The sequence below is a fragment of the Pseudomonas putida genome, assembly GCF_028682475.1.
Taxonomy (GTDB): Bacteria; Pseudomonadota; Gammaproteobacteria; order Pseudomonadales; family Pseudomonadaceae; genus Aquipseudomonas; species Aquipseudomonas putida_AG.
In genome coordinates, this window is record NZ_JANHLE010000002.1 from 221467 (window position 1) to 233725 (window position 12259).

At 60.1% G+C, this 12259-nt stretch carries 15 protein-coding genes; 9 read left to right on the forward strand and 6 right to left on the reverse strand.

What is annotated here, in order from left to right; translation table 11 throughout:
• The first annotated feature begins 5 nt into the window (after positions 1-5).
• Both NPS47_RS03075 and NPS47_RS03080 read left to right on the forward strand, forming a co-directional pair.
• The gene (locus tag NPS47_RS03075) at positions 6-1151 is read left to right on the forward strand and encodes an MFS transporter (RefSeq protein WP_274293638.1); all 1146 of its coding nucleotides are present in this window, start codon (positions 6-8) and stop codon (positions 1149-1151) included.
• 12 nt (positions 1152-1163) lie between these two features.
• On the forward strand, positions 1164-1691 hold the full coding sequence (locus tag NPS47_RS03080) for an acireductone dioxygenase (RefSeq protein ID WP_274293639.1): 528 nt from the start codon (positions 1164-1166) through the stop codon (positions 1689-1691).
• A gap of 45 nt (positions 1692-1736) precedes the next feature.
• On the opposite strand, the gene NPS47_RS03085 is transcribed toward NPS47_RS03080, so the two are convergent.
• Positions 1737-2009 (reverse strand): DUF3509 domain-containing protein, encoded by a 273-nt coding sequence (locus tag NPS47_RS03085; RefSeq protein ID WP_274293640.1) that lies wholly within the window; start codon positions 2007-2009, stop codon positions 1737-1739.
• Positions 2010-2282: 273 nt separating this feature from the next.
• On the opposite strand from NPS47_RS03085, the gene NPS47_RS03090 reads away from it, so the two are divergent.
• Together NPS47_RS03090 and NPS47_RS03095 are read left to right on the forward strand one after the other, a co-directional pair.
• On the forward strand, positions 2283-2807 hold the full coding sequence (locus NPS47_RS03090; protein WP_274293641.1) for an ankyrin repeat domain-containing protein: 525 nt from the start codon (positions 2283-2285) through the stop codon (positions 2805-2807).
• Positions 2808-2867: 60 nt separating this feature from the next.
• The gene (locus NPS47_RS03095) at positions 2868-3398 is read left to right on the forward strand and encodes a hypothetical protein (RefSeq protein WP_274293642.1); all 531 of its coding nucleotides are present in this window, start codon (positions 2868-2870) and stop codon (positions 3396-3398) included.
• On the opposite strand, the gene NPS47_RS03100 is transcribed toward NPS47_RS03095, so the two are convergent.
• The gene (locus NPS47_RS03100) at positions 3395-4336 is read right to left on the reverse strand and encodes a ZIP family metal transporter (RefSeq protein WP_274293643.1); all 942 of its coding nucleotides are present in this window, start codon (positions 4334-4336) and stop codon (positions 3395-3397) included. The genes NPS47_RS03095 and NPS47_RS03100 overlap by 4 nt on opposite strands.
• Before the next feature lie 128 nt (positions 4337-4464).
• Between NPS47_RS03100 and NPS47_RS03105 the strand changes: the two genes are divergently transcribed.
• Positions 4465-4653, forward strand: coding sequence for a PLDc N-terminal domain-containing protein (locus NPS47_RS03105; RefSeq protein ID WP_274293644.1), 189 nt, complete (start codon positions 4465-4467; stop codon positions 4651-4653).
• A 7-nt stretch (positions 4654-4660) separates the two neighbouring features.
• On the opposite strand, the gene NPS47_RS03110 is transcribed toward NPS47_RS03105, so the two are convergent.
• Positions 4661-5134, reverse strand: coding sequence for a methylated-DNA--[protein]-cysteine S-methyltransferase (locus NPS47_RS03110; protein WP_274293645.1), 474 nt, complete (start codon positions 5132-5134; stop codon positions 4661-4663).
• 213 nt (positions 5135-5347) lie between these two features.
• On the opposite strand from NPS47_RS03110, the gene NPS47_RS03115 reads away from it, so the two are divergent.
• The 3 genes from NPS47_RS03115 to NPS47_RS03125 all read left to right on the forward strand — a co-directional run bounded on the left by NPS47_RS03115 (position 5348) and on the right by NPS47_RS03125 (position 8328).
• Positions 5348-7432, forward strand: coding sequence for an LTA synthase family protein (locus NPS47_RS03115; protein ID WP_274293646.1), 2085 nt, complete (start codon positions 5348-5350; stop codon positions 7430-7432).
• 140 nt (positions 7433-7572) lie between these two features.
• Entirely contained in the window at positions 7573-7809 is a 237-nt protein-coding gene (locus NPS47_RS03120) for a hypothetical protein (RefSeq protein ID WP_274293647.1), read from the forward strand.
• A gap of 186 nt (positions 7810-7995) precedes the next feature.
• On the forward strand, positions 7996-8328 hold the full coding sequence (locus NPS47_RS03125; protein ID WP_274293648.1) for a ribonuclease E inhibitor RraB: 333 nt from the start codon (positions 7996-7998) through the stop codon (positions 8326-8328).
• A gap of 9 nt (positions 8329-8337) precedes the next feature.
• Here the strand turns inward: NPS47_RS03125 and NPS47_RS03130 are convergent, their stop codons facing one another.
• Positions 8338-9141 carry a cytochrome c gene (locus NPS47_RS03130; RefSeq protein WP_274293649.1) on the reverse strand — a complete coding sequence of 268 codons (804 nt, stop codon included), beginning with the start codon at positions 9139-9141 and terminating at the stop codon, positions 8338-8340.
• A 528-nt stretch (positions 9142-9669) separates the two neighbouring features.
• On the opposite strand from NPS47_RS03130, the gene NPS47_RS03135 reads away from it, so the two are divergent.
• Positions 9670-10398, forward strand: coding sequence for an amidotransferase (locus NPS47_RS03135; RefSeq protein ID WP_274293650.1), 729 nt, complete (start codon positions 9670-9672; stop codon positions 10396-10398).
• Between the two features lie 9 nt (positions 10399-10407).
• Here the strand turns inward: NPS47_RS03135 and NPS47_RS03140 are convergent, their stop codons facing one another.
• A complete protein-coding gene (locus NPS47_RS03140; protein ID WP_274293651.1) occupies positions 10408-11379 on the reverse strand; it encodes a magnesium and cobalt transport protein CorA in 972 nt (323 codons plus the stop codon).
• Positions 11380-11444: 65 nt separating this feature from the next.
• Positions 11445-12167 carry a lysophospholipid acyltransferase family protein gene (locus tag NPS47_RS03145; protein WP_274293721.1) on the reverse strand — a complete coding sequence of 241 codons (723 nt, stop codon included), beginning with the start codon at positions 12165-12167 and terminating at the stop codon, positions 11445-11447.
• Positions 12168-12259 lie beyond the last annotated feature (92 nt).

A 12259-nucleotide genomic window follows, 5' to 3' on the forward strand; every position in this document is an offset into this window, starting at 1 on the left:
GAGCCGTGGCGCCGATTCCCTACTGGCGGCTGTCCAGCTTCTACCTGTTCTACTTCGCCTTGCTCGGTTCTACAGCGCCTTTCCTGGCGCTGTATTTCCATCACCTGGGATTTTCCAGTGCGCGTATCGGCGAGCTGGTCGCCATCCCCATGCTCATGCGGTGTGTCGCGCCCAATCTGTGGGGCTGGCTCGGTGACCGCAGTGGTCGGCGCCTGCTGATCGTACGCCTGGGGGCGCTGGCGACCCTGGCGAGTTTTTCGCTGATCTTCTTCGCCAAGAGCTATGCCTGGTTGGCGCTGGTCATGGCCTTGCACGCGTTCTTCTGGCATGCGGTGTTACCGCAGTTCGAGGTCATCACCCTGGCGCACCTGCAGGGCCAGACTGCACGCTACAGCCAGATCCGCCTGTGGGGCTCGATCGGTTTCATCCTCACTGTTGTTGGCCTGGGCCGACTGTTCGATGGGCTGAGCCTGGATGTTTATCCGCTGGCACTGGTGATCATCATGGCTGGCATCGTCCTCGCCAGCCTCTGGGTGCCCAACGCCCAGCCGCCCGGGCAGAACGAGCGCAGCCACGGCGGGTTTCTCAAGCAGTTGAGCAGTCCCGGCGTAGCAGCGTTCTATGTTTGTGTGGCGTTGATGCAGCTCAGTCACGGGCCTTACTACACCTTTCTGACTTTGCACCTGGAACACTTGGGCTATAGCCGTGGTGTTATCGGCATGCTCTGGGCCCTGGGCGTGGTCGCCGAGGTGTTGATGTTCCTCGGCATGAGCTGGATTCTGGCGCGGGTTTCGTTGCGCCGGGTGCTGATGGCCAGTTTCGTTCTGGCAGCCCTGCGTTGGCTGCTACTGGGTAATTTTGCCGAGCACCTGGCGGTGTTGTTATTCGCCCAGGTTTTGCACGCCGCCACGTTCGGCAGCTTCCACGCCGCAGCCATTGCTTTCGTGCAACGTAGCTTTGGCGCCCGTCAGCAAGGCCAGGGGCAGGCCCTGTATGCTGCCCTGGCGGGAACCGGCGGCGCTTTGGGCGCCCTGTATTCCGGCTATAGCTGGAATCTGCTGGGCGCCTCTACCACCTTTAGTATTGCCAGCGTCGCAGCGCTGGCTGCAGCCGTTATCATTGCCACTCGAATGAAAGAAGCCGAGCAATAGGAAATTCCTCTGATGAGCAGCCTGTCCGTTTACCACCTGTCCACCCCGGACACCCCCAACAAGGTCCTGACCCATCTTGAGGACATCGCTTCGACGCTGGCTGAGCACGGCGTGCGTTTCGAGCGTTGGCAGGCCGCTGCACAAATCCAGGCAGGCGCCAGTGATCAGGAACTGATCGACGCTTATCAACGCAGTATCGATGCCCTGAAGGCCGAGAAGGGGTATGCCGGTGTTGAGGTTACCCGCGACGCGGATGCCAGCCTGCTTGCCGAACACACCTGCGACGAAGATCGACTGCACTTTTTCGCCTCCGGGCGCGGGCTGTTCAGCCTGCACATCGCCGATTACATCTATGCGGTGTTGTGCGAGAAAGGCGACCTTATCGGTGTGCCTGCGGGTACTCGGCATTGGGTGGATATGGGGGCGGAGCCGCGGTTTGTGGCGATTCGGCTGTTCAACAAAACACCGGCAGCGGTTGCCCGTTTCACCGGCGAAACGATTGCCGAGCAGTTCCCGCGTCTTGACGATTGTGAGATGTAGCGGGCAAGGCCAGCTCCCACGGGTGGGAGCTGGCCTTGCCAGCGATTAACGGTAGGTCGGCAGAGCAAACCGCTGCTGGCTCTGCAGCCGAGAAATCACCGGCAGCTCACTGGCTTGCTCAGCCAGGTCGCGGCGAATTGCACTGATCGCCCAGGTCAGTTGTTCGGCGCTGTGCAATTGCCCGTAAGAAATCGAGCGTTTGACCTGTTTGCCATCTGCTGCACGCAAGGTCAGCAGAATTCCACCATCGGGCCGCGCCTGGGTGGTGACGGCATAGGCGGCGAATACCGAGGCGAATTTTTCCTGGATGAGGTCCATATCAGCTCCTGGTTGTGGGTGGCAGACATGGAGTGATAGGTGCAGTGACCGTGCCAGACTGTACTTATTAAAAATACATTATATTTCAACGGCTTATATAGATTGCCTAAACGCATTGGCGTGCATTGTGCAAGGCCGCGCAATTTGCACCGTGCATTTTGCAAGGTACGCTGGCCAATAGAAATGTTCTGTTGGCACCATGGGTTATCGACAATGGACCTGAAGGCTTGCCTGGCAAATACTTGGGTTCTCAAATCCGCCAGGAGGTTCCCCATGTCCGACCAACGCAGCCCCACGCCCATGAATGACGACGAAGCCGCAGCGTTCGCTGAAGAAGTTTTCGACCGGGCGCGCCAAGGCGATTCCGAGATGCTCAAACGCCTGCTGGAGAAGGGCTTGCCCGCCAACCTGCGTAACCACAAAGGCGACACCTTGCTGATGCTCGCCAGTTACCACGGTCATGTCGACGCGGTGAAAGTCCTCCTGCAGCACGGCGCCGATCCGCTGATTGCCAACGACAACGGTCAGTTGCCAATGGCCGGCGCTGCGTTCAAGGGTGATCTGGCGATGGTCCGGTTGCTGGTGGAGCAGGGCGTGGCGGTTGACTCGGCTGCCGCTGACGGTCGTACCGCACTGATGATGGCGGCGATGTTCAACCGGACCGCGCTTGTCGAGTACCTGCTGAGCCAAGGCGCTGATCCGCAGCGCCGGGACGCCAAGGGCATCACCGCGCTGGGCGCAGCCCAAGCCATGGGCGCGGTTGAAACCGCAGCGCAGCTGCAAGCGCTGGCCGGCTAACCCTCAGGGGCCTTTTGCGGCTATCCTTGGCGACTTTTTTCAGTGTCGCAGGGCCCCTTCATGAAATCCCAACTGGTCGAACTCATCGGCAAAATCAGCGCCGGCTGCATGCGCGAAGAAGACATCGCGCGCATCGCCGACGAAGCCGCCCAGGCCTATGCCGACCCGCAAGCCTTCCTGGCTGCCAATCCCGACATCAACTACGACGACAGCTTCCCGATTCCCCTGGGCGAGTGGATCGTCGTCGGCAGCTTGCCCGACACCGTGCTGTTCCAGGCCGATACCTACCAGGACCTGTTCGCGCAAATCGTCGACTCCTTCGACAAGAGCGTGCCCTTCAACCTCAAGCCCAAGCAACTGGCCAAGGTCGAACCACTGACCGCGCTCAACCGCATCCAGGTGCAGATGGGCGCGATGAACAAAGAAGCCGGTGGCTATGTGCTGATGAATTTCAGCCAGTTGCTCGATGACGAGCTGCAGATGGTCATGGTGGGCGGTAACGACCTGGCGCGGGTGCTGGAACTGTGCGCCGAGGTGGGGATTGCCGCAGCGCCTTCACTGGAAGCGCTGCGGGTGGCGGTACACGTTTAACCGAGGGCGGTATCGAGGAACATCATTACCGCAAAGCCGCCCATCAGCCCGAGAGTTGCTGAGGTCTGGTGGCCGTTGCGGTGGGTTTCCGGAATCACCTCGTGGGAGACCACAAAGATCATCGCGCCGGCCGCCAGGCCCATGCTCACCGGATAGGCGATGGCAAAGCCGGTGGAAATCCCTAGGCCGATGACTGCACCAATCGGCTCCATCAGCCCGGAGCCGATTGCTACCAGCGCCGCCTTCAAGGTTGAAAGCCCGGTAGCGCGTAACGCCAGGGCCACGGCCAGGCCTTCGGGAATGTCCTGGATGGCGATGGCGCTGGTCAGCGGCAGGCCGACATTCAGGTCGCCATTGGCAAAGCTGACGCCGATGGCCATGCCTTCGGGCAGGTTGTGCAGGGTTATCGCCAGCACGAACAGCCATACCCGGTTGATCCGTTCGGCCTGCGGGCCGCAGGGGCCGGTGCTTTCATGTTCGTGCGGGGTGAAACGATCAAGACCGAGCATCAGCAGGACCCCCAGGCCCATGCCAACCACCACCGTCAGCGCCGCATACGGGCCGTTGCCGGTGATCTCACGGGCGGCATCCAGGCCCGGCAGAATCAGGGAAAACGAGCTGGCGGCGAGCATCATCCCGGCGGCAAAGCCGAGCATCACATCCTGGCTGCGCGCGCTGACTTCGCGCAGGACCACGGCCATGACAGCGCCGAGAGCTGTCGCGGCAAACCCGGCCAGGCCACCGAGCATCGCCATGTGCAGGTTTTCCTGATGATCTCCGTGCACGGCGTTCCAAGCGCTGGCCATCAACAGGCCGAGTACTGCCAGCAGGCTCAAGCCCAGTCCGGCGCTCAGCCACGGTGTGCTTTGAGCTTGTTGCAACCAGGCGCTCCAGAGTGACACCGGAGCAGGGCCGCTGGAGCTGTGGGCGGGGGGCATAGGAACCTCACTGAAACATAATGATGAGCCGAGTGTAACCAGCGCCGTTGAGCCGCCGCCAACCATTAACGTCTATTGGGCTCATAGCCAGCTATGCTGTGGGCAGACGTGTTCAGGGGAGCGACAGCATGGGTTCCACATTCAATGGCCTGGTAGGCCTGATCATCCTTGTGCTGGATATCTGGGCGATCATCAATGTGCTCAAAAGCGGCGTGGGTTTGGGGCCGAAAATACTCTGGATTCTGTTGATTCTGTTGCTGCCGGTACTCGGGCTGATTATCTGGGCGATTGCCGGACCGCGGGGAGGGCGGTTGTAGGCGTGGCTCAAATCAACCACGCACCTTCAAGCTCCAGCAACTTCTGCTTGCGCTCCACACCGCCGGCATAGCCGGTCAAGGTGCCGTTGCTGCCGATCACCCGATGGCAGGGGACGATGATCGCGATCGGATTGGCGCCATTGGCAGTACCGACCGCGCGCACGGCACGCGGCCGACCGATTTGCCCGGCCAGGTCGCTGTAGCTGCAGGTGGTGCCGTAGGGAATGCGCTGCAAGGCCTGCCAGACTTCCCGTTGAAACGGCGTACCCAGCGGCGCCAGCCTGACCTCGAACACCTCGCGTTTGCCTGCGAAGTACTCATCCAGCTGGCGCGCCACTTCGTCCAGTCGATGCTGCGCAGGCAGCCATTCGCCCGGTAGTTCCCAGAGCTGCGCGGCATCCATGTGCAGCAGGTGCAGGCCCCGATCGTCACCGGCCAGCAACAGTGGACCAAGCGGACTGGGCTGATAGCGGAAATACATGGTGCTGCGCCTGGCGGTAGAAGGAATGAGGACAATATTGCAAGTCATTGCCAGGCGTGTCCATCAACGAAATTTTCACATTCGATTATGGAAAATCCGCGCGCGCAATTATCCGTTCGCCGAATGGCCGTGCATTGCCCTCGGGTTTAGTGCACATTTGCCGATTCGTTTTTTCGCCTTTCTTGAATCTGAATCCTAGGGATCTTCCAATCCATGGCTAACACGGACGCCTTGAGTGATCAGCGGGCTGCGTCGCGCCCGCTGCAACCGACGCTAAAATCGCACCTGGCCTACACCCTGCTGTGTGGCCTGGTGATCATGCTGATGCTCAGCCTGGTCCGTTTGGGCCTGCTGATCTACAACAGCGACATGATCGGTGACACACCGATGTCGACGGTGGCCGAGGGTTTCCTCAATGGCCTGCGCTTTGACCTGCGTGTTGTTGTCTACCTGAGCATTCCGCTGCTGCTGGCCACCCTCAGCGCCCGTGCCATGGCTGCTCGCGGCCTGTTCCGGGCGTGGCTGACCATCGCCTCGAGCGTCGTCATGTTCCTCGGTCTGATGGAACTGGACTTTTACCGTGAGTTCCACCAGCGTCTCAACGGCCTGGTGTTCCAGTACGTCAAGGAAGATCCCAAGACAGTCCTGAGCATGCTCTGGTACGGCTTCCCGGTGGTGCGCTACCTGTTGGCGTGGATCTTCGGTACCTGGTTGCTGAGCCTGCTGTTCAAGGGCATCGACCGCCTGACCCGTCCCCGTGGCGCCTACCAGAACCAGACGGCTGGCAGCCGTGCGGTGGCCCCGTGGTACGTGCGTGGCGTAGTGTTCTTCATGATTCTGCTGGTGGCTGTCATCGCTGCCCGCGGCACCCTGCGCCAGGGCCCTCCGATGCGCTGGGGTGATGCCTTCACCACCGACTCGAATTTTGTCAACCAGTTGGGCCTCAATGGCACCCTGACCTTGATCGACGCGGCCAAGAGCCGTTTCGGTGAAGACCGCGCCAACGTCTGGAAGTCGACCATCGAGCAGACTCTGGCCACCCAGACTGTGCGCGACATGCTGCTGACCGACAACGACAAACTGGTCGATGCCGACAGCGCTGCAGTACGCCGTGATTTCACCCCGCCGAGCGCCAATACCCTGCCGATCAAGAACGTCGTCGTGATCCTCATGGAGAGCTTCGCCGGTCACTCGGTAGGTGCCCTGGGCAGCCCGAACAACATCACCCCGTACTTCGACAAACTGGCCAAAGAAGGTCTGCTGTTCGACCGCTTCTTCTCCAATGGCACCCATACCCACCAGGGTATGTTCGCCACCATGGCCTGCTACCCCAACCTGCCGGGCTTCGAATACCTGATGCAGACCCCGGAAGGGGGTCACAAGCTCTCCGGTCTGCCAGCGCTGCTCAGCGCCCGTGACTACGACGATGTCTATGTCTACAACGGCGACTTCGCCTGGGATAACCAGTCGGGCTTCTTCGGCAACCAGGGCATGACCACCTTCATTGGCCGCAATGACTTCGTCAATCCGGTGTTCTCCGACCCTACCTGGGGCGTGTCCGATCAGGACATGTTCGACCGTGGTGCCGAAGAACTGGCCAAGAACTATGGCAAGAAGCCGTTCTATGCCCTGCTGCAGACCTTGTCCAACCACACCCCGTACGCTTTGCCAGCGCAGTTGCCAGTGGAGCCGGTAACCGGCCAGGGCCGCCTCGATCAGCACCTGACCGCGATGCGTTACTCTGACTGGGCGTTGGGCCAGTTCTTCGAGAAGGCGCGCAAAGAGCCGTACTTCAAGGAAACCTTGTTCGTCATCGTCGGTGACCACGGCTTTGGTAACCATCAACAAGTGACCGAGCTGGACCTGGGCCGTTTCAACGTACCGCTGCTGCTGATTGCGCCAGGCATCCAGGAGAAGTTCGGTGCGGTGAATCACACCGTTGGCACCCAGATCGACATCGTTCCGACCATCATGGGCCGTCTGGGCGGTGAAACCCGCCACCAGTGCTGGGGGCGCGACCTGCTCAACCTGCCGGCTGGCGATCCTGGCTTTGGCATGATCAAACCGTCGGGCAGCGAGCAGATCGTTGGCCTGATCAAGGGCGATCGCATCCTGATCGAGTCCAAGGACATGTCGCCGCGCATGTACCGCTACGAGCTGGGTGGCAACTTCAAGGCCGAGCTGATCGAAAGCCCGGACCAGAAGGACCTGACCCACAAGCTTGAGTCGTTCATCCAGACCGCGACCAAGAGCTTGCTGGATAACACCGCGGGTGTTGTCCATGGTGTGCCGAAGTAACGCATTGGGTTGAACGAAAAGAGGCCTGCGGGCCTCTTTTTTTTTTACCTTTGCAAGCGTGCGGCTGAACATTCGCCGCCGGCATGGGTCAACGGAATGTAGGCCGATTCACCCTGAGCATCCGTACAGAGGAGAATCCAATGAAAGCGTGGGTCATTACCTTTGTTGACCAGAAAGGCGAGCGCACCTCGCTGCCGTTCGCGTCGGAGCAAGAACCCAGCATCGAGGAGGCCGCGCGGCTGATTCGTACCCACCTGTTCCCGGTTATGGATGAACTGGACCTCAATGATTTCCAGGATCGTGCCAGCATGCCCACTGCCAAATGGCTGAAGGAGCAGAGCGGCGTGGAGATCACCGCCATTACCGAAGTGCCTTGAAGCGGCCGGTTGGCGCGCTTGGCAACTTGGCACTACGCTGCAATCAAGGTCGGGCCGATTTTTGCGATCGCCCGGGCTTGCCGATCCACGTCATGCATCAGCTCGAATTGCCCCCGCACAGCTTGTGTGGCGGGCAGGTGCGTTTTGCACTGAAAGTCTATCCATCAGTAGTTAGGAGGACGATTCATGAGCAGCCAATACGAGGACATCAGCAGCACGGTATTACGCCAGATGAAAGAGGGCGGCTTCAATTTTGCCCAGATTCATCCCATTGAGTTCTATGCGGTTTTTCCTGATGAGGCGCGGGCGCGACGGGCAGCGGGACAGTTTCGTGGAGAATCGCTAAGCGCTCAGGTACACGAGCGTGATGATGGTGCCTGGCACCTGGAATTGAGCAAGGTGATGTATGCCACCTACGGCGGCATCGATGAGTTCGAGCAGGATTTCGAAGCGGTCATAGCCCCTTTGGGTGGTGAAATCGAAGGCTGGGGCGTGAAACAGGAGCGTCCGCTGGCCTGAACGGGGCTATCAGGGTTGCTTGCGCGTGGCCATGTGTGCCAGGTAAGCGAGCAGGGCGCCAAGTTCCGGGTCGCTGAGCACGGCGCTGGTGAAACCGGGCATTTTCGCCTGGGGCCACTGGCGCAGGCTCTGCGGATCGCGAATGTAACTGCGCAGGAAGGCTGGCTGGAAATACTCGGTAGGGTTGTGCGGCAGGTTCAGGTCCGGGCCGAACTGGGCATCGCCAGCGCCATTGAGGCGATGGCAGGCCAGGCAGTTTTTCTGGAACACGCCAAAGCCCAGATTGATCGGGTCGTCACTGGCCAGGCCAGGAGCCGGCAGCAAGGCTGGAAAGCGGGCGGCGACCGTCGCCAGGCGACGAATGCGGGTGACTTGAAATGGCCACTGTTCCGGGCTGATGCGCCCGGCTTGCGGTGCGGTCCAAACCAGATAAAACGGCCCGGCGCTGTGCTTGCCAGCACCCAATGGCGGCCAGGGCCTGGCCGGATCTTCGATGGCCAGCCAGGCGCGCGCCGGGCCCTCCTTGAGCAACGGCGCTGCCGGCATCTCGGCGGCAAAGCCGTCCTCGGCCACCGCTTGCAGATGATCCTCTGGCCCAACGCCTTCGAGCAACACCGCCAAGGGCACAGCGCGGTAATGCATGGTCTTTTTATAGGACACGTCGTTGTCGATGCGGATGTCCTGCGCCTTGGGGTGGGCCAACAGTTCGGCACTTTGCCAGTGGCGGCTGGTGCTGCCCAGCTCCAGGGTCAGCTGCGCCGCCTGCAGGGGCAGGCAGAGCAGGGCTGACAACAGGACCAAGTAGTGGCACATAGACACTCTCCAGCGAATCAAGGCTGGCAGAGTACCTGCGCAAGGCCGTAGAGGGCCATAGTGAGATTCAGCCGAACAGACGTGACAGGTTCGGCAGGATCAACAGCAATGTCGTGGCGAAGAGAATGAGACCGGCTTGACGTACTTTGTGTTGTTTGAACATGGCTGACCGCCTTTTTGTTGTTATTCCTGAGTGCCCAATGGCTTCCTTGTCGTCGATCCGGCAAACATGGGTAACGCGGTTTGACGTCCAGACGCGAACCTTTGCTAATGGGTATACAACTAACCTTAGGGTCAACGTCAGTTGTATTTTAGAACGCTTTCGTATTTCTATATTTTTTATTGTGCTTTTTGGTTATGAGGCCTTATGCCATCTGGCAACTATTCCCCTTGCTAGACGCTTGCAATGGTTCTGTACCTGGATCCACTTGAAGTGACCGTTCGTCAGTGCATCATACTTGCCTGCAAGCCTTATTCGGGGCAGGCTCTAGGGGGCAATCCCGCCTTTTGTCGTTCAGGACTATTTTTATGTCGTTACGCATCTGCATCCTGGAAACCGACGTCCTGCGACCCGAGCTGATCGGGCAGTATCAGGGCTACGGACGGATGTTCGAGCAGCTGTTCACCCGCCAGCCGATCGCCGCCGAGTTTGACGTGTATAACGTGATGGACGGCAAATACCCCGATGATAACCAGGTATTCGATGCCTACCTGGTGACGGGCAGCAAAGCCGATTCGTTCGGTGATGATCCATGGATCGAAACACTCAAAGTGTTTCTGCTCGATCGCTATCAGCGTGGCGACAAGTTGCTGGGTGTGTGTTTCGGTCATCAACTGCTGGCGCTGCTGCTCGGTGGCAAGAGCGAGCGTGCCACCCAGGGCTGGGGGGTGGGTACCCATCGTTATGTCATGAACGCCAAGGCGCCGTGGATGAGCCCGCAGGTCGAGGAGCTGACCCTGCTGATCAGCCACCAGGATCAGGTCACCCGCTTGCCGGAAAACGCCACCGTGATTGCCTCAAGCGATTTCTGTCCAAACGCCGCTTACCACATTGGTGATCAGGTGCTGTGCTTCCAGGGGCACCCGGAGTTTATCCACGACTATTCGCGAGCACTGCTTGAGCTGCGCCAGGACAAGCTGGGTCAAGAGGTCTACCGCAAAGGCATCGACAGCCTGGCGCATGAGCACCAGGGCAGCACGGTGGCCGAATGGATGATGCGTTTCGTCGCCCACAAACCCCAGGGCAGCTCGACCTGAGGTCGCGGCTTAAAGCCAGCCTGAACGCTTGAAGCTGGCAAACAGCGCCGTGCAACCCACGGCGATGCCACCGAGTACGGCGAAGTAGCCGTAATGCCAGCTCAACTCCGGCATGTTCTGAAAGTTCATTCCGTAGATGCCCGCCACTGCGGTGGGAAACGCCAGGATCGCCGCCCAGGCGGCGAACTTGCGTTGCACGATGCTCTGGCGTGATGCCTCTAGCAGCATGCCGATTTCGATGGTCTGGCTGGCGATGTCACGGATCCCGGCGAGGTCTTCCATCTGCCGGGTCACGTGAATCTGCACATCGCGAAAGTACGGGCGCATGTTCTTGTCGATAAAGGGGAACGTCAGGCGCTGCAGTTCTTCGCTGATTTCGACCATCGGCGCTACGTAGCGGCGCAGGCGCAGAATGTCGCGACGCAGGCTGTGCAGGCGGCGGATGTCGTCCTCCTGCAGCGAGTTGCTCAGCACGCTCTGTTCCAGCTCCTCGATCTCGCCGTGGATGGCTTCGCCGATCGGTTGATAGTTTTCGGTGACGAAGTCGAGCAGGGCGTAGAGCACGAAATCCTCGCCATGCTCCAGTAGCAGTGGCCGCGCTTCGCAGCGCTGGCGAACCAGGGCGTAGGATTTGGAGTGGCCATTGCGGCAGGTGATGATGTAGCCATTGCCAGCGAAGATGTGGGTTTCGATGAACTCCAGCTTGCCTTCATGGCGCACCGGCGAGTAAGTGACAATGAACAGCGCGTCGCCGAAGGTTTCCAGCTTCGGCCGGCTGTGTTTTTCCAGGGCATCTTCAATGGCCAGTTCATGCAGGTTGAACTGGCATTGCAGGTTGGCCAGCTCCTGGGCATTGGGCTCTTCCAGGCCGATCCAGACGAAATGCCCGGGTTTACTGGCCCACTGGCTGCCTTCATCGATGCTGATGTTGGTGACTTTTCTGCCGGCGCTGTACACCGCCGCCGCAACGACTCGTCCCATGGTGATTCGCTTCTTCTGATGACCGTGGCAGTAGCTTGGTCTGCCACGCAGAATTGAGCAACCGTTCAGGCCTGTTGCAGTTCAGCTTCCATCAGGTCGATGCAGCGCTGCATCTGGAGTCGGCATTGTTCAGCCAGGGCCGGTACGTCCTGCTGGGTCAGGCCGCTGGTGGCAATCGGCGGCAGGGAGCGGATGATCACCTTGCTGCGCCGCCAGCTGTTCAGGCGCAGGCGCCGGGCATAGCGGCTGACACATACCGGTACGATCGGCACACCGGCCTCGACGGCCATGTGGAAGGCGCCCTTCTTGAACGGGATCAGTTGCTCGTCGGGATTGCGCGTGCCCTCAGGGAACACCCAGATCGACGTGTCGTCTTCACGCAAGGTGCGTGTGGTGGTCTGCATGGCACGGCGAGCATGGTAGGAGTTGCCACGGTCAATCAGCACATTGCCGCCCAGCCAGAACAGCTGGCCGAACAGCGGAACCCACTTCAGGCTTTTTTTGCCAATGCACACGGTGCGCGGGGGCACCACGTGGCCAAGGACGAACAGGTCATGGTTGGACTGGTGATTGGCGATGATCACGCAACCAGGCGGCTGGTCGAACAGCGGACCGACCTCGGCCTTGACCTCCAGGCGCATCAGCCAGGTGGCGGGCAGCCCGTACAGGCGCGCATAAATCCGGCTGTTGTCCGGGTTGAATGGCCGACACAGGCCGATCAATACTCCGACAATACCGATCAGAACAAAATGCAGTCCCAGCAGGAACATGCGTGTAAGAAAAAGCATCATACGACTCACATAGGCAAACGCGGCGCAGTGTACGGGTGTGCACTTGCGCGGGCAAACGCTCAATGCGGTCGTAGTGGCCTGATTGTGTA